Source organism: Mangrovimonas xylaniphaga, assembly GCF_001280435.1.
In the GTDB taxonomy this organism is placed as follows: domain Bacteria; phylum Bacteroidota; class Bacteroidia; order Flavobacteriales; family Flavobacteriaceae; genus Mangrovimonas_A; species Mangrovimonas_A xylaniphaga.
The window spans coordinates 217,602-243,592 of the sequence record NZ_LBIP01000017.1 but is presented as its reverse complement, the minus strand read 5'-3'; the positions used below and the strand labels follow the sequence as shown (position 1 = coordinate 243,592).

General features: G+C 38.2%; 24 protein-coding genes. All 24 read right to left on the bottom strand.

Going from position 1 to position 25,991, the window contains the following annotated elements; translation table 11 throughout:
- Nucleotides 1-26: 26 nt before the first annotated feature.
- The 24 genes from ZA06_RS11025 to ZA06_RS10910 all read right to left on the bottom strand — a co-directional run bounded on the left by ZA06_RS11025 (nucleotide 27) and on the right by ZA06_RS10910 (nucleotide 25,990).
- Nucleotides 27-896 (bottom strand): sulfotransferase, encoded by an 870-nt coding sequence (locus ZA06_RS11025; RefSeq protein ID WP_053977521.1) that lies wholly within the window; start codon nucleotides 894-896, stop codon nucleotides 27-29.
- On the bottom strand, nucleotides 889-1,632 hold the full coding sequence (locus tag ZA06_RS11020) for a class I SAM-dependent methyltransferase (RefSeq protein ID WP_053977520.1): 744 nt from the start codon (nucleotides 1,630-1,632) through the stop codon (nucleotides 889-891). Before ZA06_RS11020 ends, ZA06_RS11025 begins: the two co-directional genes overlap by 8 nt.
- Nucleotides 1,633-1,747: 115 nt before the next feature.
- A complete protein-coding gene (locus ZA06_RS11015; RefSeq protein WP_053977519.1) occupies nucleotides 1,748-2,965 on the bottom strand; it encodes a glycosyltransferase in 1,218 nt (405 codons plus the stop codon).
- A gap of 145 nt (nucleotides 2,966-3,110) precedes the next feature.
- Nucleotides 3,111-4,286, bottom strand: a complete 1,176-nt coding sequence (locus ZA06_RS11010; protein ID WP_053977518.1) for a glycosyltransferase — start codon at nucleotides 4,284-4,286, stop codon at nucleotides 3,111-3,113.
- 176 nt (nucleotides 4,287-4,462) lie between these two features.
- On the bottom strand, nucleotides 4,463-5,389 hold the full coding sequence (locus tag ZA06_RS11005) for a hypothetical protein (protein WP_053977517.1): 927 nt from the start codon (nucleotides 5,387-5,389) through the stop codon (nucleotides 4,463-4,465).
- Nucleotides 5,390-6,817: an MBOAT family O-acyltransferase gene (locus ZA06_RS11000; RefSeq protein ID WP_053977516.1), complete on the bottom strand. Its 1,428-nt coding sequence runs from the start codon at nucleotides 6,815-6,817 to the stop codon at nucleotides 5,390-5,392. It lies immediately after the preceding gene.
- A gap of 15 nt (nucleotides 6,818-6,832) precedes the next feature.
- Nucleotides 6,833-7,753 (bottom strand): hypothetical protein, encoded by a 921-nt coding sequence (locus ZA06_RS10995; protein ID WP_053977515.1) that lies wholly within the window; start codon nucleotides 7,751-7,753, stop codon nucleotides 6,833-6,835.
- A gap of 11 nt (nucleotides 7,754-7,764) precedes the next feature.
- Complete coding sequence (locus ZA06_RS10990) at nucleotides 7,765-9,201, bottom strand: MBOAT family O-acyltransferase (protein WP_053977514.1); 1,437 nt, start codon at nucleotides 9,199-9,201, stop codon at nucleotides 7,765-7,767.
- A 9-nt stretch (nucleotides 9,202-9,210) separates the two neighbouring features.
- Nucleotides 9,211-10,227 (bottom strand): sulfotransferase family protein, encoded by a 1,017-nt coding sequence (locus tag ZA06_RS10985; RefSeq protein WP_053977513.1) that lies wholly within the window; start codon nucleotides 10,225-10,227, stop codon nucleotides 9,211-9,213.
- Nucleotides 10,214-11,068, bottom strand: a complete 855-nt coding sequence (locus tag ZA06_RS10980; RefSeq protein WP_053977512.1) for a sulfotransferase domain-containing protein — start codon at nucleotides 11,066-11,068, stop codon at nucleotides 10,214-10,216. Before ZA06_RS10980 ends, ZA06_RS10985 begins: the two co-directional genes overlap by 14 nt.
- Entirely contained in the window at nucleotides 11,055-12,161 is a 1,107-nt protein-coding gene (locus tag ZA06_RS10975) for a glycosyltransferase (protein WP_053977511.1), read from the bottom strand. Before ZA06_RS10975 ends, ZA06_RS10980 begins: the two co-directional genes overlap by 14 nt.
- The gene (locus tag ZA06_RS10970) at nucleotides 12,154-12,729 is read right to left on the bottom strand and encodes a serine acetyltransferase (RefSeq protein ID WP_205625710.1); all 576 of its coding nucleotides are present in this window, start codon (nucleotides 12,727-12,729) and stop codon (nucleotides 12,154-12,156) included. Before ZA06_RS10970 ends, ZA06_RS10975 begins: the two co-directional genes overlap by 8 nt.
- The gene (locus ZA06_RS10965; protein WP_053977509.1) at nucleotides 12,729-13,721 is read right to left on the bottom strand and encodes a glycosyltransferase family 2 protein; all 993 of its coding nucleotides are present in this window, start codon (nucleotides 13,719-13,721) and stop codon (nucleotides 12,729-12,731) included. The genes ZA06_RS10970 and ZA06_RS10965 overlap by 1 nt, the downstream gene beginning before the upstream one ends.
- Nucleotides 13,718-15,109: an asparagine synthase-related protein gene (locus ZA06_RS10960; protein ID WP_053977543.1), complete on the bottom strand. Its 1,392-nt coding sequence runs from the start codon at nucleotides 15,107-15,109 to the stop codon at nucleotides 13,718-13,720. Before ZA06_RS10960 ends, ZA06_RS10965 begins: the two co-directional genes overlap by 4 nt.
- Before the next feature lie 73 nt (nucleotides 15,110-15,182).
- Complete coding sequence (locus ZA06_RS10955) at nucleotides 15,183-16,220, bottom strand: glycosyltransferase family 4 protein (RefSeq protein WP_157503230.1); 1,038 nt, start codon at nucleotides 16,218-16,220, stop codon at nucleotides 15,183-15,185.
- An 11-nt stretch (nucleotides 16,221-16,231) separates the two neighbouring features.
- Nucleotides 16,232-17,377, bottom strand: coding sequence for a glycosyltransferase family 4 protein (locus ZA06_RS10950; protein ID WP_053977507.1), 1,146 nt, complete (start codon nucleotides 17,375-17,377; stop codon nucleotides 16,232-16,234).
- Nucleotide 17,378: 1 nt separating this feature from the next.
- Nucleotides 17,379-18,479, bottom strand: a complete 1,101-nt coding sequence (locus ZA06_RS10945; RefSeq protein ID WP_168155221.1) for a polysaccharide pyruvyl transferase family protein — start codon at nucleotides 18,477-18,479, stop codon at nucleotides 17,379-17,381.
- A gap of 30 nt (nucleotides 18,480-18,509) precedes the next feature.
- Nucleotides 18,510-19,247: a class I SAM-dependent methyltransferase gene (locus ZA06_RS10940; RefSeq protein ID WP_053977505.1), complete on the bottom strand. Its 738-nt coding sequence runs from the start codon at nucleotides 19,245-19,247 to the stop codon at nucleotides 18,510-18,512.
- 148 nt (nucleotides 19,248-19,395) lie between these two features.
- A complete protein-coding gene (locus ZA06_RS10935; protein WP_168155220.1) occupies nucleotides 19,396-20,355 on the bottom strand; it encodes a glycosyltransferase family 2 protein in 960 nt (319 codons plus the stop codon).
- A gap of 62 nt (nucleotides 20,356-20,417) precedes the next feature.
- A complete protein-coding gene (locus ZA06_RS10930; RefSeq protein ID WP_053977503.1) occupies nucleotides 20,418-21,617 on the bottom strand; it encodes a glycosyltransferase in 1,200 nt (399 codons plus the stop codon).
- Between the two features lie 16 nt (nucleotides 21,618-21,633).
- Nucleotides 21,634-22,629: a glycosyltransferase family 2 protein gene (locus ZA06_RS10925; RefSeq protein ID WP_053977502.1), complete on the bottom strand. Its 996-nt coding sequence runs from the start codon at nucleotides 22,627-22,629 to the stop codon at nucleotides 21,634-21,636.
- Between the two features lie 9 nt (nucleotides 22,630-22,638).
- Nucleotides 22,639-23,511: a glycosyltransferase family 2 protein gene (locus tag ZA06_RS10920; RefSeq protein ID WP_053977501.1), complete on the bottom strand. Its 873-nt coding sequence runs from the start codon at nucleotides 23,509-23,511 to the stop codon at nucleotides 22,639-22,641.
- Nucleotides 23,508-24,647, bottom strand: coding sequence for a glycosyltransferase family 4 protein (locus ZA06_RS10915; protein WP_053977500.1), 1,140 nt, complete (start codon nucleotides 24,645-24,647; stop codon nucleotides 23,508-23,510). Before ZA06_RS10915 ends, ZA06_RS10920 begins: the two co-directional genes overlap by 4 nt.
- Nucleotides 24,644-25,990 carry a capsular polysaccharide export protein, LipB/KpsS family gene (locus ZA06_RS10910; RefSeq protein ID WP_053977499.1) on the bottom strand — a complete coding sequence of 449 codons (1,347 nt, stop codon included), beginning with the start codon at nucleotides 25,988-25,990 and terminating at the stop codon, nucleotides 24,644-24,646. The genes ZA06_RS10915 and ZA06_RS10910 overlap by 4 nt, the downstream gene beginning before the upstream one ends.
- Nucleotide 25,991: the final 1 nt, after the last annotated feature.

Sequence of the window (25,991 nt, the reverse complement as noted above, 5' to 3'; positions counted from 1 at the left end):
TAAATAGCTGAGAAATCTAAAGGGCATTACCAAGTCGAGTTTTTTTCATAATTCAATGCAACTAATTGTTTACCAGCAATAGTTTTAAAAACAATTTTCTTAAGCACCCCCCAATGTCTCCATTTTTTTGTGAACATGTACTTTGACTTGTTGTAATCAGGTTGCCAATTGGTCTTTTTTACGTTACTAGTATGGACACCTTGAGAACTTCCTATCACGGGAGCCTCCATACATGCCTTTAATATATTCTCATTAATATCCAATTTAAAATGATCAAGCAAATCACTTATCCCCTGTCTTGAATTCAATAACGACTCATACGGCAGTACTTTAACCCTGCTTCCTAAGCTTTGTTTTACATCTATAACATAATCTGCTGTTTCAGCCCATTCCCTAGCATGGTTTACAAAAGATCGCCCTGAATAATAATTTATAAACTTTTTTAGTATAATGAAAAATGTATACCAGCTTCGTTTATCATTGGAAGCTTTAACCGAAGAAACTACATTATCCCTTCCATCTCGACAAACTACTAATATTTGAGCTTCAGGAAATGCCTGTAACCATAAATCTATTTGATCAATTCTTGGAGACTTAAAAAATAACACGGCATCCTTTGGAATCTCATATTTTGCTTGTAGCAAACTCAACCAATTCTTACCGTAATTCTCTAAAAAAGTAGGCAACCATTCCTTTGACAGCCTCATTCCAAAACTCCTCTCAATCACCCTATCAAATACTTCCGTAACAATGGCATTATCATTAAATAAATTAAACTCTCCAAATGACTTTCCTCGGGGTAAAGTAACAACTTTAGGATGCTGTAATAAGGTAGACCCAACAAAATTAGTTCCACTTCTCACACGTTGTCCTAGTAAAATAATAACTCTATTCACTGCTGTTTTTATTTTTATGGACTACAGCAACTAAATGCGCTGTTTCCACGGCACAGGATGCCATACCAACAGATTGAAAACGATTCACGACATTGGAGAAAATAGAATCCAATGTTTGTAAAGGTTTTTTTAATGTATACCCCCGCAAGCCCTTTACCCGATATCGGCCCGTCTTTACTGCATAATGCACATCTACGGTTTCAAAATAACGTCCCAATAATTGTTGCAATTCTACTCGGGTATAATGTCTAACATGATCTGGATTTCTCTCGGGGCCTTCATTTTTAATATAGTCCCCATTTGGAGTCGTAAAATAAGCCCAACCTCCAGGCTTAATAACCTTGGATATATGATTAACAAAAGCCTCATCCTCTTTTACATGCTCTATAACTTCAACACACACCACGGCATCATAACTATGCGCTGCCAAGGTCGATTGTGTCATATCCTGAATAACAACATTTTTAATATTGCTGCGTTGCGATTTGATCGTATCCAAAATAGAACGGGTAAACCCCAAATTCAATTCGGCCTTAGTACCTGCCTCCTGAGGCACATCCAACAAAGTGATAGCGGCTGGCAAATTAATAGTATAGGGCGATTTTCTTCCCCCCACATCCAAAAGTGAAGGATGTCCTCCTCCTTTTAATAAACGTTTTAAATCCTGTCGTACGGTCACCAAATGAGTGGTCATTAACGGGTAGGTCACCCAACGCTTAAATTCGTAAAATGTCATACATCCATTTAATTAAATCAACTCCTATAATAATTACTACAAAAACAAAAAGGAGGCACCTGTCAACAATAGACCTTCAACACCTACTCATTTGCAGTAATAAAGAGAAGCAATACTACAAATAAAATCCTACAAATGCCCTCTGTTGCTCCTCCAAATTAAACCCTCTCTGCACCCGATCAATGGCAGCACATCGAATCTCCTTAGCTACCAATGGATCCAAATTTGCAACCAATTGTATTTGCCCAGCCAATAGCAGGGGCTGCCGCTTGGGTACCACCCACCCCGTATCCTTATGCAAAACATTTTCCGATAAGCCTTCGGCATCAGAGACCACACAAAGCACCCCCATGGCTTGCGCCTCCAAAACCGCATTACAAAATCCCTCCTGAATACTGTATTGTACATACACATCGGCAGCTTCCAAATGTTCTTTCACCAAATCGGGAGACAAAGAACCGGCAAACGTCACCTGTTCCCTAATCCCTAATTGTTGGGCTGCAAAAACCAAACGCTCATATTCTGGTCCATCCCCTACAATAGTATAATGAAAAGGAACACCTTGTTTTTTTAAGATTGTCATAGCTTCCAAACTGTACTCCAATCCTTTTTTCCAGTGTAGACGTGCTACGGTAACAATTTGTAAAACTTTGGAAGCAACCAGTGTCTTGCTCTCAAAACTTCCGGTTGAGTCCTTAAAAAATTGTACATCAATGGCTGGACTAATAACATAAATAGCAGACTCTGGAATACCATGCACCATCAAATCTTGTTTCATCTCATACGACAGGACATGATAACGAACTTTGGTGATAAAAAGTAACGCATAGCAATCGGGATGTTTTAAAGGAGAAAGATACAGATCAAAGCCCCTAAAACTTACCGCCATTTGGGCCCCTATAGCTTCAGCAACATGTTCCCGTCCAACCGCGAGCATCCCAAAACCAAAATGCAACCAATCCAATGGGTAACCAAACATAAACGCATTTTGCAGAAGCCGCTTAATACATTGCCCTAAAGGAAAACCCTTACCTATATCCAATTGAAAATGCCGAAAACTTACACGCGGACTCGCCAATAAGGCCTTAAAAAACACAAAAACACTCTGTACAAATACCTGCAATGCGGAACCTTTAAATTTAGGGGCCGAAACCACATCACACCTTATATCAATAGGTTCCTTCTTCGATCCCTCCACAATAAACAATACCACTTCAAACCCTTGAGCCTGAAGTCCTTCTATTTTATTGCGAAAAAAGGTCTCCGAATACCCAGGTGCCGCAGATAATACCAACCCTATCCGTTGTATTTGCTTTATTGGTCCAGTCCCCATAAATATGATATCAAATATGATTTTTTAAACACATCTACCATTATCTATACCTTATCATTCACGCTTTTCTTTTTTCTCTCTATTCTTTATTTCTGCATATCTTCACATACTTCATAATCTGCTTTCACTCACTACTCACTACTCACTACTCACTACTCACCTCCCTATAAAGCGCCAACATTCCCTTAACCATAATAGCCTCATCATGTTGAGCAGTAATAGTAGCTTGTGCTTTCGCCCTAATAGCTTCCAACTTGGATTCCGGCAAACTTTGAACACGCATTACAGCCTCGGCAATAGCCTGTGAATCCCTAATCGGCACTAAAAACCCATTCTCACCATCCCTAATCACCTCAGCCATTCCGCCACAATTGGTACTAACCACCAAAGTTCCCAAGGCCATGGCTTCCAAAACCACATTGGCAATTCCCTCCTTAACACTCGGCAACAATAACAGATCTGCACGCCCTATCAAATGTTGCACCGCTTCATATGATTGCCCTTCTAAAAGTTCTACCTCCAGCTCCAACCCCAAATCATGTACTTGATACTGATATTCAATCATATTGGCACCTCCAACAATCAAATACTTAAAACCCATGCCTGAATCTTTCAACAATTTACAGGCATCCAAAGTATAGGAATAGCCTTTTATCCAGTGGGAACGCCCTACTGAAATCAACCGTAAAATTTTGGAATCTTCTGAAGAAATAGGCGTATCAACAGACTTTAAGTCCAACCCGCTATAAACAACATGCACGCGTTCCGGCCTAGCGCCATACTGCTCTGCTTCAAGTCCAATAGCTTTGGACACCGCATGAAAACCATCCACTTTTGGAAAACACCTACGGTACATGGCGGCCACCTCGGGATCCGCAATTGGGGAATAATTGATATGCGCCCCACGCAAACTCAAAACGAGCTTTATTCCAAAATCCTGTACCCATAACCAATCTTCCAATCCTTTCGCCCATTGCACATGAAACACATCGGGCCGTTGCCACAATACAGGATAACACTTTACCTTGCTATACAAATCACTGCGTCCATACGCTCTCAAAAAGGCATCCAGACGGCGTTTATCCTGGTTCCTAAACAAACCTAACAACAGGCTATAACGCAACAAATACATAAACTTATAAAATCGGGAACTGCAATATCCCAATACCCGAACCGATTCTGGATATTTAGGAGCATGTTTTAAAACCCCAAACAACAACACGGCTACCCCCTCCCTAGAAAGTCCTTGGATAAGTCGCTCTATAAAAGTCGTGCTCGGAATCTCTCCAGAATAAATCGCAATTTTCAAAGGTCTTTCCAATAATGAAATTTTAAAATCTTAATTAATACTACATGGCAATCATAAGAACAGCTCCCATCCTGTTTTCTATATGATTCACTCTTTGTTCTTTGTTCTTTGTTCTTTGTTCTTTGCTCTTGACTCTTTTCTCATGATTCTACAATCCCCTTCATTCTTCATTATTCATATTCTACTCACTACTCCGTCATCCTGAGCTTGTCGAAGGACTCACTAATTACATAAGACCTAAAATCCTCCGAAAATTGCAAGCTCGCCACATGCCTTCCTAAAGTATTCACATGAATGGCATCATAAAAATATCGGGAATCTTTTAACAAGGTACTATGATTGATAACGTCATAGGAAGTCTGCTCCAATATAGCTTCTTGTTGTTCAAGAGGAGATACATAACAAACCAATTGAATATCATGCGAATCACACAACGCTTTAATTTTAGCGAGATACGTATTTTTAAAATAAATAGTTTTAGGGTGTCTCGATAAAATCCTTTTAGAAGCACCTGATCCTACAGGGTACGTATAGTTCCCTTTGGAATCAAAACGGTTACGATGTTGCGGAGCAACCAAACTAATAAGGGATGGATAAAACAATTCGGCATTATAATAGCCAACCCCTGCCATAGGCAACCATTTAGAAAGCCCCGAAACACCCGCTGCAGTCCCCGAAAAAGAGGCATAATAATCCGAAATATAACCTCGAGACACATAAGGCAAAAACCGATAATCATTATCGCTGATATGTATTGAGATGGCATCATAACTTGAAGCGCTCGAAGCAAGTACGCATATGTCGGCATGTTTTCCACTTGCCAAAAAGTGTTCCAACATCAAATACTGACTGGATATAGAAGTGTCATCCATAGATAAGTTAATCCCTTCAATATGTAAAACAGAATCAATCACTTTAGTATTTAAAGTGGTCAATCCCGTACTTGCCCCAAGTACGATATAATCAAAATCCGAAGTACTCACACCATTAACCAAAAAGGAAGGCTTATAAAAATCCCCCTCACGTAACGCCCATAAACTCCCCATAGAAACCAACATGGACACGCCGAAAATCCCCAATACAATAATCCCTATACGTTTTAGAAATGCTGTCATTTAAAACTGAAAATAAATAAAATCCGATGGGTTTTTATACACCCCCATAAACACAATCAATACGCCAATAAAAATGGCGTGGTATCTTGATAAGCGCACTTCCTGCTGATTCCCTTGCACTGCTAAAAACTCATAAAGCCATAATACAAAAATCCCAACTACGGTAATAACCGCAAACAACAAACTTTTGGAGTTTTTATAAAACACCCCCAAAGAATGTCCTTCAAAACTAAAAATCTTACCTAACATATCCCAGGCAATGGGCACACTATCAGCCCTAAAAAAAACCCAGGCCAAGCACACCATTAAAAAGGTCAATAGCATAGATGGAAACTGATACCCGGCAAGTTGGGTTTCTCGGCCATGGTTCTGAGACACTTTAAACAACAAAGGCACTAGAAACAAAAAAGCATGCACAGCGCCCCAAACCAAAAAGGTCCAATTGGCACCATGCCATAGGCCACTCACCAAAAACACGACGCATATATTTCGGGCATGCATCCCTAAAGAGCCTCTGGAACCACCCAAGGGAATATACACATAGTCCCGAAACCATGAAGATAAAGAGATATGCCAACGGCGCCAAAATTCTGAAATACTCCTTGAAAAATAAGGAAAGGCAAAATTGGTCTGTAATGAAAACCCAAACAAACGCCCCACCCCTATGGCAATATCCGAATACCCACTAAAATCTCCATAAATTTGGATCCCAAACAACAATACTCCTAAAAATAGTTCCGCAGAATTCAAATGCCCATACCCCTCAAAAATTTGGTTGACAAAAAACGCACAATTGTCTGCCACCACAACCTTTTTAAACAATCCCCAAATAATCAAAGAGATACCACTATAGGCAAAGTCTGCATCAAACCGTCTTGCGTTTGCAAACTGTGGCAATAAATGAGAAGCCCGCTCTATAGGCCCTGCCACCAATTGCGGAAAAAAGGCCACAAAAGTTGCAAATTGCAAAAAATCACGAGTAGCCTCCAACTGTTTTCTATACACATCAATCGTATAACTCAAGGTCTGGAACGTATAAAAACTAATCCCTACCGGAAGGATAATCTCCAAGGTAGAAGCATGCATCTGTATCCCAAACAAGGACCAGGCATCAATCCAACTTTCTATAAAAAAATGGTAGTATTTAAAGAAACCCAACAAGCCCAGGTTCACACATAAGCTTAATAACAGATAAAACTTCCGTTGTTTGGGAGTCTCTGTCTTACGCAATTGGAGCCCAACAAAAAAATCAACAAGCGTACTTAACAGGATCAATCCCAAAAACCGCCAATCCCACCAACCATAAAACACATAACTCGCCAATAGCACTAGAACGTTTTGCCTTTTAAGGGAATGTCTAAAAACAAACCAATAGAGCATAAACACTAAGGGAAGGAACACTGCAAAGGTCAAAGAATTAAATAGCATAAAACTTATAAATATTTATAACCTTGTTTTTATCGAATCCAACAACTGTAATGTAAAACAAGCTCCCGATTCTTTATCTAAATGATGACCATCTGTAAAATCAGAATTCTCATCTCCATTAATTAAAAAATTGTAATAAATAGATTTAGATTTTAGGGAAATCGAATCCATTACCTTATCAAAATCAGGGCATAATTTTTTTTCATTTTCTTGCATCTCTACGGAAACAGGCATCCTTACCAAATATACCTCTCCAAATGATTTCAAATAAGCAATAGTACTATCTAAAAACTGAAGACGATAACTTGAAAGTCCTTCAGAATCATTAATCCTACTTTTGTATTTTTCAATCTTATGCTTTTTACGATGCAACTTTACCATTTCGTTTGGCTCATCCAAAGTAACTTCTAACCAACCATCTTCATTCAAATAATAGGTCATATTATTTCCCTTCCTAATCTTATTTTCCAAAATACTCAAGTTCCTTTCCGCGAAAGACTCTATCAAATATTCAAAATTAGGCTTAAAGTTTACAAAAGTGGTTTTAGCTATAAAACTATTAGCTTCCTGTAATGATTTACGGCTTCTGTAATTCATTAAATTCCATGGATTCACTTCCAAAATAAACACCCCAATATCATTACCTCTCCTTATTTTTCTTTTAATACTGTTTAAATATATTTCACCATATGGAGAACTCGGGTTTTGAAATGCATAGTTGTACATTTTTACATTATTCAAATTCCTATTTATAACATAGGGCTGAATACCTTGCGCTGCTCTTGACCCACCAATAACCAAGGAACTTTGTTTACCTGTGGTAAATCTTAAATAGTTAGCATCCGTAGAACCATCTGCCAAGAAATAGACAAAAACAAAACTAACAAGACACAACAAACCGAATAGCGATACGTTTATAACAAATGTCTTGATCATAAAAGTTAAGTTTAAAATTGAAAATAGATAAATTCCTGCTGTTTTGCTCCAAATAGAAAGATAATCATTGTAATAACATAATAAACACCCCATCTTACACCTTTTGGATAGTTACCCCATAATGATTCAATACCGTAAAGTCCCCTTCTCCCCATCCACTCAATCAAAACAAAAATCATTATCAATACAAACAAAAATGTAGGCCGTATTTCAGGTATGGTAAATAAAGTTTCATTTAAAACACCTTTAAGATATTGAAAAGCATCAAAAACAGATTTTGATCTAAAAAAAATCCAAGCAAACGTGATTAATATAAATGTTACGGCCATTTTTCTAAAATCATGAATTGAAGGTAATATCCTGTCTTCTGCAACAATACCTATATGAACTTTGTTCCGTTTCAAAACTAACAAAGGTAAAAAGTAAAGAGCATTTAAAAGGCCCCATACAATATAAGTCCAGTTAGCTCCATGCCATAAGCCACTAATCACAAAAATCACAAATACATTCCTCACTATTTTGGACAATGCAACTCTCGACCCTCCCAAAGGAATATAAAGATAATCTTTAAACCACGTAGACAAAGAAATATGCCAACGCCTCCAAAACTCAGCAATATCTCTTGAAAAATAAGGAAAAGCAAAGTTTTGCTTCAAATCGAACCCAAATAATCTTGCAGTTCCTATGGCAATGTCAGAATACCCACTAAAATCACCATAGATTTGAAAAGAAAATAAAATAGCCCCTACAAACAAAGTACTGCCAGAATAAGAATCATACCCCTCAAAAATGATATTGACATATCGCGCACAATTATCAGCGATAACAATTTTTTTAAATAGCCCCCATAAAATTTGGCGCAATCCGTTCATCGCATTGGAATAGTCAAATTTCCTTTCTCTTGAAAACTGAGGTAATAAATGGGACGCACGCTCTATGGGCCCTGCCACCAATTGCGGAAAAAAAGCCACGAAGGTTGCAAACTGAACAAAATCACGGGTAGCTTCCAACTGTTTTCTATACACATCAATGGTATAACTCAAGGTCTGGAACGTATAAAAACTAATCCCTACCGGAAGTATGATCTCCAAGGTAGAAGCATGCATCTGTATCCCAAAAAAGGACCAAGCATCAATCCAACTTTCTATAAAAAAATGGTAGTATTTAAAAAAGCCCAACAAGCCTAGATTCACACACAGACTGAATAACAAATAAAACTTCCGCTGTTTGGGGGCTTCTGTCTTGTGCAATTGAAGCCCTACAAAAAAATCAACAAGCGTACTCAAAAGGATCAAACCCAAAAAACGCCAATCCCACCAACCATAAAACACATAACTCGCCAACAGCAATAGAACGTTTTGCCTTTTAAGGGAACGCTTAAAAACAAACCAATAGAGCATAAACACTATGGGTAGGAACACTGCAAAGGTCAAAGAGTTAAATAACATATTGTATAATTAGTTCGTTGGAAACCATTGGGCCATTAAGGGCTGCTTCACCAAAGCGTCCAAGCCCTCCAGTTCCGTTTTAAAAAAAACATCCAAGTAGGCCCTTGTCCCTGGAGATACTTCAAAGGCACCATCTTCCCGCAAAGGATTAATATAACCGTGCAATTTGTGTAGAATCCGATACTTGAAGGGCATATCAAAAGTGATGTCTGGAGGAAAAGGCACATTGTTGGAATATCGATAATCCCCCCGTTTTCGTAACAGATGGTTTCTTAAGAGCTGTAGTTTAATGTATTTCGGAACCTTGGTCTTATTTCTATGGGTTGTCAAAGCATCGACATCCAATTTTGAAGGATCAAGTTCCAAAAAATGACATAATAGGTCACAGACCTCCTTGGGCCGCTCTCGTAAGGCTTCAAAAGTCACCACTTGAATCCGTTCAAAAGGAAGATATTTGTAATAAGCTTCCAACTGCGATTTATACAAACTGCGTTTGATAATGCTGTCTGGGTTAAAGCGCAACGTATCTTCCAAACTATAAATGGCTCGCCCAGACTTTAGTAAATGTAAGTAATTCGAAATGCAACGCTCTGTAGGGTGCCGTAGTATAAAAATCATTTTAATGGGTTTTTCCTGCATCCCAATGCGCTTGGCAGCCAACCCCGAGGTCAAATAGGTAGTAGAATCTTCACCCACCATTTTATAGCTACCTATCAAGTCTTTAAACTGCTTAGTATACCAATCCCACATGCGCTCAGCGCCATACGCCATGGATTGTGAGGTCCACTGCTGTGTCGTTCCTTTATAAAACCCAAAATCGGGATGCTGCAAGATGCTATCCATATCAAAAAAACCCAACTCCTCATGGGCAATCCCCACATCTGGATGGCTATTCAAAATAGCGTGCAAAGTCGTGGTCCCCGATTTCATCGCCCCTCCAATGATAAAATCTGGAAGCCACTCTGGAGTTTCCGAACACCAAGGTGACCTTTCTATGGCTAATGAATGATGTTTATTGTCGTGCATACAAATTACAGTTAAAAAGATCCAATATACGGTTAATACCATCCAATTCCTCCCGTGTCAACAAACGCTGCCTAGGTTTTTGGGTTCTTACGGCACTTTTTTTATGCGTTTTGGAAGAAGGAAGTTTATAAAAACGCTCTAAATCATCAATGGGCCTAATAGCATACTGCTGACACAAGGTATAAAATAAGCCCATATCTGTAATTAAGTCCTCATACCTAACCACACTAATCTGTTTACTTCCATAGGCATCCACTTCCAAGGGAATCACATTTTCAATACACCAACGCAAACTCAAGCATTCTATATAGGAAAGAGACTTATACGTTCTAATATCAAAATTAAACCGCTCTTGTATCATGGCAACCAAATGTTCTTGTTGGACAAAATACTCTAAATTGATAAGCCAAGGAAAATTAGCGCGCTTTTGAGACTGCAAAACATCATACGGATTGCGTATCAAATGGATCACTGGAACACCAAAATGGGCATGGATATACTTCGCCATTAAATTCCCCCGTACAAATTTGATGATGTATTTTTTTGGAACAAAAGGCCACAAATGCCTTTTAAAGCTTCGGTTACTATGCTGTGCAATCCAATCACAATCAACCCGATTGTTCAAAATCCGTCTTAAATACCTCGTAGCCGCTTTATAGTCCTCCTTCTTCGAAATCCATTGGTCACAAAGCAAAATACCATCCTTGGTTCGGGTATCATGCTCTGGTTCAAAAAGCATTCTATAACGTCTTTGTTGGGCCAAGGTTTCGGAAAGCCAACTAGTGCCACTTCTGGCAGAACCAACTACTATCAGATGTTTTTGATATTTAGGCTGAAACATGTCTATATTTTAATAAACGATGATACAAATCTTCATGGGCCTTGATAAATCCCTCCATAGAAAAATGCGCTTCACAATACCTACGCAAGGCTGTTCCTAAGGCCAAGCGGTCTTGGGCAGACAAAGTGCGTAGCTCTTTGATTGCCTCAACCAACGCTGTTACATCGCCCGCCCTAAAACGGCATTGTGGAAAGTCTTTAAGAACAAAGTTGATCCCCGTGATATCCGATCCCAATACGGGAATCCCCATACTCATAGCCTCTACCAAAGCCATGGGCATCCCTTCCTTCCTCCCTTCATCCAAAGTGGGGATCACATATAGATCGGCCCCCGCCAAATAAGGCCGCACGTCCATTTGTTTCCCTACAAATTGAACCTGTTCTTCCAGCCCTAAACGTTTAACATGGGCTTTCATTTCAACCCCGTAAGTAGTATCGTCTTTCCCCACAACCGTGAGATGGACCTCTTGACTAGAAAATGTTTGAATAGCGGCAAGCAACACTTCCAAGCCTTTCACCGGCACTAAATTAGCAACCGTAATAACCTGAAAAATAGAGCCTTCCCACTTCCTTTGATACTGCTCTGGGCTGTAATAATTGGTATCCAATCCCAACGGAATCAATTGTTGCTGCTTTTTGTTTGGAAAATACCCTCGCATCTCCTCATTGATGGTAACAATATAATCGGCCAAATAACTTTTAATATGCCAATGTTTACTGGAATACCCCATCGCTTTTTTGGTGTACATCCATCTCACCCCTGCCATACGGGCAGCCAAGGCTTCGGTCCAATCATTGCTCCATTGCCAGGAATGAATCAAATCATACTCCTGCTGTTTATAAAACTTAGCAATCTCCCATGCACGAAACAACAAGGAATAATAGGGCCTATAGGCCGTTTTGGTTGGAAACACATGAATGGGTACCCCCAAGGAGGCTATTGTTTTAAAAAAAGCCCCCTTAGCATTACCACAAGCTATTTCAATGGCAAATTTGTTACGATCCAATCCTTTAATCAAGTCATAAATCACCTTACCGCTACCGGCGGTATCAAAATTAGAAGTGGTAAAAAGAATGCGCAGTGGTCTACCCATGGGCTAAGCTTCTTATAATTTTGGCCGGATTACCGGCAATAACCACGTTGGAGGGCACATCCTTAACAACTACTGACCCCGCTCCAATAATAACATGATCCCCTATGCTTATATCTCCAATAATGGCCACATTAGAACCTACGGTGACATCATTACCTATAGTAGGGATCAAAGAATTGTCATTAGCCTTATTGCCTATGGTCAATCCATTCCTAAATTGAAAGTTCTTGCCTATAGACTTAGCATTGATCACAGTAGCAAAAGGATGGTAGCACATCATGCCTCCATCTATTGGGGTACTTTTAAAAATTTTACAATGAAAGTCCTTGGTAAACAAACCATGGTACCATGGACGACGCTTCAAACGCCAAAAGAAAATCATGGCAAACTCTGGATAGTATAACATCACATGGTTAAATTGGTCTCTTAAGGGTTTGCTAGAAGCCTTACTGCCTCTTACTATTAAAGTTTGAATAACATCCGATTGAATGAGGGCATTATGGACAACATAACGCTTAAATAAAAACGGCAATAGTAGCCGCCTAATGACACGTTTTAAAAACCGCATTACAACTTAGAAATTTGATGATTAACAACAAAGGGCACCACATAGTAGCCATACACTTTTCTAAACACTTCAAAAGGTAAGGCTACTAAGATAAGTAAATACAGTTGAATGGCCATTGGTAAACTAACAACGCTTAAGTCCTGCAACAAATCACGCCGCAATCCCCTTCTATCGGAATAGGTCTTGGTATACACCAACTGCCGCCCCATAGATTGATATAACTGGGTAAACAATAAACGCTTAAAGGCTTCGGGCACCGGATGGGCCATATAAAAAGGCAAATGCTCTTTCACCAAACGGGGCCAAATCATAAAAGCTCGAGGCATCTTTCGCTTAGCAGTTTCAATGGTAGAACTGGCATGTTTGTAATACAAGTATACATAAGTATCCAAAAAAGCAATATTGCTGGTCATTCCTAACTTAATATCCAAAGCGGTATCCTCGTTATTCCGAATTCCTTCATTATAAAGGCCAATGCTTACAAAAACATTACGTCGGTACAAGAATGCTGGCGGCCCAACAACATGTTTCAGATTGGCAAACCAATACAGCCCCCAATGGGGAGCAGCTTTTAAGATAACCTTATGACTTTCATCGGTGGGTTTAGGTGTAGTAGCAATACCTTGATACGATTTTACCATTTTACCAAAAACTGCAGATACGTTGGGGTAGGTATCCAAAACTTGGATCATCCGTTGCAAAGCCCCCTCATAAATCTCATCATCCACATCAAATACATAAATATAGTCCCCCTTGGCATGCTCGATCCCCATATTTCTGGCCGATGCAGCCCCTTGTTTGGGCTGAAACAATAAAGACACCCTGGAATCCAAAGCAATTAGACGCTCAATTGCAATCACCGAATCATCCTCAGAATTATTGTCTACATAAACAATCTCAAAATCTGAGATACCTTGATACAATATTGAATCGTAAGATTTCTGTATAAAATCTTGACCATTATATACCGGGATGACTACAGATAATTTCATTTAGAAACTGATTGTTGTTGATGCCAAACAGACAAGGTTAATAACATACTCACGGCATGGGCATACTGCACAGGATCCACCGTTTGAAACTTGGAATACATATCCCGAACAATTCTCTCCGGTATCCAATCCTGAAACCCAGGTTCAAATAAATACGATTGTAACTGTGCCTCATTATTGTCCCCGACAAATTGTAATTCCCAATTGCGCTGTATATAGGGCTTACCCAACAGTGCCTGCCCTGTCCGTTGTAATTTACTGACGAAGCGATAGGGAAGATTATAAGGGGCTTTATTTCTTGAAAAATTATTTAGATTATAGGGCTTTTGTGCATGCCAAGTAATGGCTGCTAATTTTGGATCCTGTGTAATATGCGCAATTTGCAACTGCCTATCGGCCAAATAAGCTTCCGGAACACGACAGATAAATTCCAACATTCTATCGTCATAATAGGGCAATGTGATAGGCCCCGCCACTTCAAACACACTTAAATTCGTGGTCGTCCATCTATGGGCCCATTGGCTTGTCTTAAAGGCGCGTACTTTAGCACTAAGATCATCTATTTGTATATCAGAAAGGGCTGTTTCTATTCGGCTTATAAGGTAGGATTTAAAATCCCCTTCCAAGCCCCACGTACGCCATAAGGCCTCTGCCAACTCCAAACCAGTGGGCTTCACCATCTTTTTCAGTAAAAAAGGAACAACATCGCTTTCTTTTAGGGCCCTTGGAGCCCCACTGTCAAACAGCACATCCCCCCAATGTCCTAATGAAAATACGCCCCCCATTTGCCGTAACTGAGGCAAAACAGCCATCTGTCTTGGATGTGTAAACTCAGAATAACAACCATTGATACTGGCCAACTCATCGATATCCCCCCAAAGATACCCTTTGGGAATACAAAACGATTGAAAATCAAAACCACAAACACCCGCAATTTGCTTAGCAATGTGCTGCTCCGGATAGCCTCCTTCAAAGGCATAACTATAGGCCTTCACAGGACTCTCAAGTCCTTGTAACACCATGGCTTGACTGCGACTGTCCAAGCCTCCTGACAAGGGCAAGATCACCGGACCAGTCCCTACCTGCTCTAGGATGATCTTTGTCAATAAAGAAATATATTCTTCTAGCACATCGCTAAACGAACGTTCCTCGGGAGCATAATACCATTCAAAATTGGAAGTGCTGGATTGAACATAGCCTTCATCGTCGAAAACATAATCACGAGCAGGCAATAAACATACCTCATCCTTCCAATAGCTATCATCACCCATAAAAAAACCAGTGGCTACAAACACACAAATGGCTTCCAAATGCAAAGAGTGTTTTGCTCTAGTTTTAGCAAAGTTTTGATGAGAAGGAAGTATAGAGTTGCTTAGCGTCCTAGACATAAATAGCATTCTTAATTAGTTTCCAAGGAGTCTCTTGTAAAAAAGGTAAAGATAAAATAATTCACAAGGTAACTTAAATACCCTGCTCTAATAATAAGGATTTATGAAATTTCAAAACCTGAGAGCTAACCTCCTCCCAGTCATAATTTAAGGCCTTCTCCCTTCCTAATCTTGAAAGCCTCTCCAATGATAAGGTGTCCGATAGAAGCCTCTTAACCTCCTCTATTAATCCATCATATTCCAATATTGGCATAAGAAAACTATCCGTATCCTTGAGATATTCCATATTTCCCCCTACAGCATTGGTGACTACAGGAAGTCCACAGGCCATAGCTTCCAAAATAGAATTACAGGCCGTACTATCCAACATGGGCAAAAACAAAACACTGGCTTCTTGATAGGCACGTCGCAATCCAACATCATCCAAACCACTTAAAATCGTAATACTTTTATGAAAAACTACTTTGTCTATATAGCCAGGATGTATAATAACCTGAACACTCAAATCTTTAACATGTTCCGCTATTCGAGGAATACAGTAGTTTAATGCCTTAAAATCTCTTAAATGCTGCCCAACAAACAATAGCCTATTAGCCTTTCTTTTAGTCAAATCTGGGAAAAAAAATTGGGTATCTACCCCGTGCGGAATATAAGTAACATGTGGTATCTTAAAACGTTCCCTTAAATAATCTACTTGGTTAACCCCTACAGCGATGGCGCCATTTAAAGAATTAACATAGGCTGTATTTTGAATGCGCCAATCCAAAATACTTGCTGGCTTATGGAAAGTGCCTAAAAAAATTGGATTGTTAAACAAACGCTTATACTTTATTGCAAAGCGCACATCTCGTTCCGCATTCAAATAATGCACAATAGACTGATTTTTAGCTTTTAACAAACCAAATAACTCAAGCTCTTTATAAACACTATCCGAATTGTATAATCCAGCTTTTTGACTGACCATACTGGAAAGTACCTTAGCTAATTTATAAGGCATTCTTGAAACTCCAGAAACCGCCTTGGCGTGATGGTAATAATCTATAAGCCGATCGTAGCCTGAATTTTTGGCATGATGCGGTGAACGGTGTTGAACAAATAAGGTATTTATCAAACTACAATTTATTATTTGGGCATTAAAGATTCTATTGAGTTTTTTAAAACTCCATAAGTTGCATCTAAACTAAAGGTGTCCAAAACTTTATTTCTTGCATTAACAGACATTTTCCTTTGGAGGGTGTTATTTTCAAAATAATTTAAAATATCCTTATCATAATCCTCTGCTGTAGAAAGAATCCCATCAACACCATTATCTATAACATCTGCAGGACCTCCAGGACAATTCATCCCCGCTACAGGTGTTCCACATGCCATTGATTCAATCATAACCATACCAAATGTTTCCTTAAAGCTTGGTAATGTAAACAAATCGGCTTCTTGAAAAAACGGAGGCAACTCTTCATGTTCCTTATGTCCCAAAAAAGTAACATGTTTGTTCAACTCTAACTTTTTTATCATTAATTCAAGCTTATCAAAATATGCTTTTGAAATTACGGGACCAATAATATTTAAATGAGCATCTTTAAAGCCATGCTCTACTAAAGTTTTAACCGCCTTTATGGCTAAATGCACTCTTTTCCATTCAACAATTCTGCCAACATATAGCAATTTAGCCTCTGATTTACTAGCTAATTCAACACCCTTTAATGGCCTAAAGACATCACAATCAACACCCAATGGAAAAACCCTAATATCTATTCCTTTAAAAAGAGCCATATTTTCCATCTCCTTTTTTTGCATGATAGTATGCACTAAAATATGATGTGCATTGGCATAATATTCTCTGTTCCTTAAATTATCAGTATAGTGTTGGCCTCCTAACATTGCAATATAGGTCTTTCCTTTATCCAAAATAACTTTAGACAACTCATATGAAAATGGACTTGAATGACCAGACATATTTATGATGGTTACATCGGGAGGGTCTTTTTTAAATGCTTTTAAACATTTTTTAGAGCCCTGTTTCTTCCACTTTCTGTGGTCCCCATTTAAAGTAAAATTTACTGGGTAAAATTTAAATGTAATTCCTCGTTGCTTCAATGAATAATCAAAAAGATTATTCGTAAAATACCCCATTTCACATTCAACATGACACCGCTCAGAAAGATATTCAAGAGCTTTAAGATGTGGTTGACTATGATACGTAGGAACACTTTTCTCAACCACACCTGCTGCACTTGGTGTAAACGGATGTACAATAGCTATCCTCATACTATTTTGTAGTTAAAAATAATTCCACGCACCTCATTTGTTCTCTTTTCGCTGTTTTTAGTTTTTCACTTAGTTTACGTTGCTCTTCATGTATATTGCCATATATATCAATTAGATGCTCATAAATTATACGGAGCTCTAGATTATCTACTCTATAGGAATAATCAGCCATTCCAATACTTTGCAAAAAATCATTTGTTTTAGGTTCATACTCCAACGCTATAAAAGGTGTCGCAACACAAGCTGAAAATATAACAGAATGTAATCGCTGCCCCAATAAAAGATCCATCGATTCAAGAAAATCAGTCGACTCATATATATTCATAAAATTACTATAAACATGTATCCCATTAATAGCCTTTAACCCTATTGTCTCCAACATATAATGATTATCCGATTTGGTTGTTGGATATAAATAAACCTCCCATCCAGACAATACTAATTTCCTCACAATAGAAAACGCAAACTTTTCAATTAAAGTAGAGTCTCCCCCATGAATTCTATTTTTTATATTGGCAAAATTCACTGCAATTTTCTTTTGTTCTTTCTTGGTCTTGAATTCTTTTTTAACGTACCAAAGCGCTGGATCATAAAAAACATGGATATTTTTATTCATCCCCCAACAATCTAACTCTGCTTTTGAAAGTGGCCCTCTAACTGATATAAACGTACACTTTTCAAGAGTTTCTTTCCATGCGTCAATATCAATAGGAAAACCTATATCATTTGAAAATTTAGGATTAACAACCCCTGGGCCTAACACTGCCATTTTCGAATCCGGAAATAAATTATGCCATTGCATTAATAATCTTAAATAACTTTCTTCCTTTCCCTTCTTTATGATGGTTCCTCCTCCTAAAATTATATAGTCGGGATTCTTAAAAAAAATTTGCCTAAAAAACCCACCAGAAGCTGGTTGAGCATAAGAAATTGGATAAAGACACATATCTTCTTTAAGCATTAACCTAATTGCATCAAATATGGCATCATCTCCCAAATTACCTTGTTCTGTGCACCCCACATAAACTACCCTTTTTTTCTTTGTAAAATGATACTTTATATTGTTTGGCAAGAAATTAATTTCGGCTTTTATTTTTACCAAAAAATATGTTATCCTTCTCACAACTATCACTTAAAACTTTTCAAATTCAAATACATCAATATTTGAAACTTCCCACAAACCTAAAGATTTATCTCTAAGTCCTGTTTTATTTAATTGCTCATCTATAAGCTTTACGGGCCTTCCAAAATTAAAAGGGGCTTTTTCCATATTCAAAGGCCTCCAATCCCCTGTCGTGATATCCTTATTATCATGATCAGGATAAGTGGTTGTTAACAAATATTTACAGCCTGAAGATTTTATCCTCCTTAAAGCTAAAGCAATATCCGAAAACGAAAGGTGGACCAAGCAATCTCTATTGATTAACAAATCCATCTTTGGAAGAGAATCCTTAAGGAGGTCTAGCTCCGTAAAACTTACGTTAGGCCTTGCTCCATAGACCTCATTGTTCTTCAATATTAAAGGAGCAACGATATCCCCCCCTACATATTTGGCATCACCTAAGTCCACATCCTTTACCCATGCAAAATCCCCGCAAGGCAAATCTAGCACAGAGTTTATTTGTAAATCTTCAATTAGGCCACTCACTTTTTCAACAATAACCCTAGTATGCCAAGGATCAGATCCTCCCCCAGATATACTTTCTTTTCCACTCCAATGGTTGGTTTCATAAATATAAGTAAATGTTTCTTTAGCTGTTTTCCCATCGAATTTAACCCGCCTTCTTTTTGCCTTTTTTTGCTTTTTAAGATACCTCCAATACACTTTTTTAGCGGATAGGGGAATAATATTTTTAAATAGTGTAATCATATAAAACCAATGTATGTTAATACTCGCTCTAAATAAATGATTATAGCTAAAAAGGGAATAAAATGATACCTTTCTTTTCAAGAAAACTAGAACTTTAATAAGTAACCTATTCCTAAACCTATTTATTAGCTAATAAAATATACAACAATTAAATCATCCTATTGATGACTCTTAACATGAAACCCTGTCTCCCAGATATCCCTATAAAGTCCATCAGACGCAATACCCTAACCACCGAATTGATTTTCAAGGATTCCCATCTTGAAAACCGTTCAGGATATGTCTTCCTAAATGTCTTAAAATCCTTTAGCCGTTCTAAATACAAAGTAGTATCCAAATGGCGTAACTCTACAATTTTCTTTAATATAAGCTTTTGGTATTTGGGGTATAGTGTTTTCGTTACCAAGTCCATACATTCCATATGAGTTTTAAGGATGGCATCCTTCTTCTTTGAAACAGCCATTGACGAGTAAACACTCCCACTCTGATACCGATAGGCTCCTGCTACTGTATTTAAAAATTTGATCTTGCCATATCTAGATTGATACAACAACATATAGGTATCTTCGCCTGGAACGGTTCTACTAATGGCCCCAAAGTCTCGCTTGCGAAAAACTCGAGCTGAAACAGGTGACCAAGTAGGCAAATGCTCCATGGCATAATCGGTCCTCCGATCGCTTGGAATAAGTTGGTCCTTCTTTATACTCCCATGCTCGTCAATGGTACATACATTGGTAAAACAAACTTCATAGTCCAGATGGGCTTCCAAAAAATCTACTTGTGCTTGCAACTTTAGGGGATCACTCCAATAATCGTCTCCATCACACAATGCTATATACTTACCTTGAGAGGCATCCAAAACATATAGAAGACTCCCTGTGACTCCCAAATTTCTAGGCTGCTTTATCAAATGCACATTAACAAATGGGTGCTGATTTTTTAGGGCATCAGCAACCAATTCAAAAGACTTGTCACTGGAGCCATCATCAGAATAAATCAACTCCAAATCAAAATTCACCTGCTGCATTAAAATGCCCTGTAAAGCCTCTAAGATAAATTCCTGATTGTTATAGCTTCTTAAGCAGATGCTAACTAAAGGCTGTTTCACTATATTGTTTCTGTTTTTGAATGTTAATAATTCCTTGTCTTTGATATTTTTTTCCCTGAAAATCAGTTCTTATAAAACGCTTCCATACGTGCTAAAAAGGCTCGATGTCCACTTTGGGTAATAACGGAGACTCTTAAGTCTTCCCCCTTAAACGCCACAGTATGATCATATAAGGCTTGGAGCGCCAAAGCAACACCTCCTGAATCGCCTATCGGCACAAGCAGTCCATTCTCCTTACCTATCGTATCTTCGGGTCCTCCACTTTTGGTACTTACAACAGGAGTGCCACAAAGCATGGCTTCCCTAACAGCAACTCCATAAGGCTCATCAATGCTGGTAGACACAAAAACAGAAGACCGTTGATGCAATGCCCTGATGTCCTCGCGATCCAACCAAGGATGAAATCTTAATAGTTTACTTATACCATTGTATTTGGCAACAAAGTGTTCATCAACCTCTCTCAGACTTGTTAAATCCTCTATGCAGGACAAACCAACCACATGAACCTCTATAGATCGGTTACCTTTACAAACCTGTACAAACTTAGAGACAGCATCAAAAAAAGTAACAGGATCTTTTACTGCAGAAACTCTCAAAATAGTGGTGATAATAAATTTATCTTCCAATTTTAAAGAAGGCACATAAGTAAACCGTGCTTCATCCATAAAATTCCAAACCACTTCTACAGCTGAAGTAGCATCAACCTTTGACAAACAAGTTTTATGAAAATAGCTAACCCCTGCCACCTTTTTAGCTGTCTTAAATATATTCCTAATACGCTCTTGGTACTCTGGCCTATAATTATTGATCTTAAAAGGAGAATGTTCTATAACAACCAATGGGAGTTGGTATGTTTCTGCTATCAAATAGGAAGATAAGCCCAATTGATACATACCTTGTAGGTGAATAATTTCTGGAAACCAATTTTGACTTGAAATAAGGATTTTAAAAGCCTTTAAATATGCCTTGTCTATTGCTTGCAACTTTCGTTCGGTACTCCAACTTTTTTGTATGATGACGGGATACGAATAGGCATCTGGTTCTTGTAATAAAAAATCATGGCTAAGCGCAAAGCGTACCCCTTTTTGCCTGCTCTTTAACCTTTGAAAGTAAAAATTTTTCGTATGCAATTCCTGAACCATCAAAACCTTCACATCATACCCATTCCTGTTAAGAAGTGCCGCTTGCTCCCTAAAAAAGGAACCATGGGCGTTTAAGGTGTTTGGATACCATGAAGGCAATATGAGTACTTTTTTAGCCATTACCAAATCTCATACTTTATAAGCTTTCCAACTGCTTTTTAATAAATTTCCTATAAAAATAGGGCGGCTCATGTGCTACTATTAGCTTAAAAAAACAAAAGCCTCGTAAATGCCAATAGCTCAAACCTGTTAAAACATCGTGTTTGTGCAATACCTTTAATAAAGCTTTAAGTTCTGGAATAAACCCAAAATCAGAGCAAACTAAATAATGACGTTTTAAAAACAGTTGTAACTCCTTATCGGAGTCCTTAAAACTAAGTAAGTCACCAGATAGCTGAGTTAAAATCCGCACTCTATCTTGATACAAAAAACCGTTTGCTGCATTTAATTTTGTGGTATTGGCTACATGTTTTCTAAAATAATTAAGCGGTTTGTTCGTAAAAATTATATCACTTTGCAAAGCCATACTTAAATACACATAAAGATCCCCTGCATTTTTAAAAGTCGACATTAAATCTTGATCCACTTGGGTCAATAACTGTCGCCTGAACAAAACAGAACTAGCATTACCAATAACCAAATCATGGACATAGTAGCTAAAGAAATGCAAATCATGATTCAATATACAATAAGGCTTATCAAAAGGGATTTGGTACCTATTACCATTTTGCAATAATAAGGTTTCATTCCCCTGTCCATCCACTATAACGGAATTTGTAAACGTAAGGCCTGCAGATGGCTTAGCATCCAAAATAGCTACAGTAAACTTTAAAAAATCAAGGTCTGCGAAATCATCACTTTCAGCTATCCAAACATATGTACCTCTAGACAACTCAATTCCCTTCTTCCAAGACTTAAATGGACTCCCAGAATTAACTTGACTAAAAATCAGATGAGAAACCTTAGGATGTTTTTCATACAGCTTCAATAAGTCTTGACTTCCATCGGTAGAGGCATCATCCAGCAAAATTACCTCAAAATCTTGAAAAGTTTGATTCAAAACACTATCTATACGCTGCTGTAAATAAGACGCATGGTTATAATTGGGAATAATAACGGATACTTTTGCCATACTACAATTCTAATGAGTTAACAATTGCTTAAAATACCGTTTTATCCTCCCTAGGTTCAAGCCCACTTTTATCAAATAAAGTTGCACTGAAGGGTGTAAATGCAAAAAGTGATGCTTCCACAACAATCCTTGTAAAGTTTTAAGTTCAACACCATCTATCTTTTTTTGGGCATTAATTTGAGAGGCTTGATTGGAATGCAACCTAAAACCAACTAAGGCTTCGTCTACAAATCCAACTTTATAAAAGGGGAATAACCGTAACCAAAACTCAACATCCAAAACCTGCTCCAAGGTCTCATTAAAAAAACCAACCTTATCAAAACAACTCCTGGCAATCAAACTGGCTGTGGGTTCCCCTATTTTATTCAGGGGATGCTGCATTAAATTCCTATCACTCAAATAACAAATCCCCTCTTGGACACCATCAACCACGCTTACTTCATCCCAGGCATTGTGGAGTACTTCAAAAGATTTAAGCCAATGCTTTTCATAACCTCCAAGAGACCCATATATAATAGACCTTCTACAGTACACCAATCCTACATTATCAGAAGACTCCATCATGGCTACCATTTTTTCAATACAAGAAGGTTCCATCACATCATCCTGAAACAAAAACTTAATATAGGCTCCTTTAGCATGTGCAACACAGTGGTTCCAATTGGCTCCAATACCTTTGGGTTCATGCCTCACAATCCTAACCGGAAATACATTGCGCTGTTGAAAGGCTTCCACCAAGGCCATCGTAGCATCGGTAGAAGCATCATCGCTGACCACAACCTCAAAATCTCTATAGGTCTGACACTCTATTGAAATCAAAGCCTCTTCAAGATACTGGGCACCATTATAGGTCGGGATACAAATGGAAACTAAGGGGTTCAAATACTAAGCTGTTTATCTATTACGGAATATAATTGGGGACAAATATGGTCTGGTGTAAATTTAGAAAAAGATATCCTATTTAAGTTTCCATGCTCAAGCAGCAAAGTTGAATTGTCATAATAGGCCATAATCTTATCCCCCATAGCTTGAATATCTATATAAGGCACAACAAAACCTCCTCCCTCCTGTTCCAATACCTCCTGGATTCCAGTAGCCTTATCAAAACAAATAATTGGTATTCCCAACATTCCTACTTCAATACATACTAAAGGAAAAGGATCTTCTCTAGATGGCAATACAAATACATCAAAATCACTATAGAATACAGAAGGATCCTCTACTTCCCCCGTAAAAATAACATTTTTATCCAACCCAAGTTTTTTGATATCAGCATCCAAAATTGCCTGCTCATGGAATGGTACCTGCCCAACCCAAACAAATTGAACCTTGGCCTCGGGGTATTGAAAAAGTATGTAATTTGCCAATAGCAAAAACAAATCACTCCCTTTTCGCCAATGTGCGGTTCCCGAAGCTCCAATTGTAAAAATCTTTTTGCTTGGCTTTCTTTTCCCCCTCCCCGGGGTTACTTCTGAACATTCATAAACCTTAGTTATCTGTTTTGCAGGAATTTCAAAATTACTTACCAAATTTTGTTTTGTTAGCTCCGATGGGACGATAAAATGATCAACAGATACTACAAAGCTTGCTATATTTGGCAACAACTGTCTAATAATCACCTCCAACTCATGAACGTGCACTATCAACTTACTATTTGGAGACAACTTAGTAATTTCCTTGCCTAACGGCATAGCAACTACTGTATTTGCGTATACCACATCATAGGCATTGGCTGCCAATTCATCAATCAACAAATCCTTCTTGTTAGAAATTTTATAAAAACCTAGATTCTTTAGAACACGTTTTCGTAAGGTTAAAGGCTCTTGTTTTGTAAATAACTCCCAATCAAAATAGGTATCGCAATGCCTTTCAAGCTGCTGCTTTAATGCCCCGCCTCTTAAAGCCAGTACATCAACTTTTATTTGCGAGTGATGTATCTTAAGCCATTTCAAAAAATGCAATAGCACCATAGGGGCTCCAGACCTAGAGGCATCGTGAGTGATAAAAAGAACTCTCATTTGTTTAAAACATTAATTTTAGACAATAATTTCTTGGTCTTCTTTTTAACTCTTTGCGCCATACTTAAAGGTCTTTTATAGCTATTAAGTTTGTCATAAGCACTAGGATAGTCTCCTTTCCTTTCCCCGTCTACAGAATTCAACAACTTAGCGACAAAAAAATCCACATAATTTAACCCCATCGCTTCAACTCCTTTAAAATAAAAGGCCAATTCAGTATCAATCAAACAACTCATAAACGCTTTATAGGATTCCAACATAGCATCAAATCCCTTCGCTTTATACCAATCATCCACAATGGTATCATCATACCCTTTTAGTTGATAGACCAGGGCCTTTTCATTCAATATAGAATCTCCCATCTGCAATACAGGCTTTTCATAAATCATGGCCTCAAAAAGCATGGTTGAATTAACCGCACAAACCAAATCACTCTCATTCATGCATTCAAACAATGGAATATCCTCTACCCAGGCACCTCTTTGGCCGGTATGCTCCAATATTTGGGCAAACACAAATTCATCGCCCCTATAATGAGGATGCTTTTTGGCCAAAACAAAACATTTATGCCCTTCTTGCTTCAAGCGCTTGCAAAACCACTCAAAGGCCTTTGCATTGGTCTCAAAAAAAGGATTATATAAAAAATTGGATGTGTCATTATCCAATTGATTGGCAAACAATATTAATTTTTCGTCCTCTGCTATTTGAAACTTTTCCCTAATCGATACCGCATTGTTTAACTCCGGTTGAGGCCACCAGGTCTCCCTTCTATTTAAATAATAACTCCTGTACTTTAAATAGGATTGTATGCCATCCAAAGGCAAATCTTCTAAACGCTTTCTTGCTATCTCAGTTCCTGCCGTCATACCATAAGCATCCAAATGCCAGGAATTGGGTAAAGAGCCCCTTTCAATATACATAAGTGGCGTCCCTTTATCCTTAACAACCTTCTTTAAAATAAGTTCACCTGCATGCTGTCCATTGCCCAAAACTACCAAGCAAGGGTTAAGTTCGTTGATCAGCGCTTTATATTTTATATATTGATATTGGGCCGCTTTCAATCTATCCTTTTCTGAAACTCCGTACCAAGTAGCTTCTCGCTCCAAATAGGCGGTAAAATCTATGTCCTTAACATGCCTTCTAAGTGACTTTGGAAATTCAACATCGTCCAAACGCTCCGTAAAAGTATTAAACGAAAAAGTCACGGGTCTTTTGGGCCGTATTTGCAGCAACATATACAGTTCAACCCCTCTTGCTAGCAATACCTTGTGCACGGCTTCCCAAAAGTTCAGCTCCTCATCGGAAACCCCATTATAAACATAAATTAAAACATAGCTTTTCATG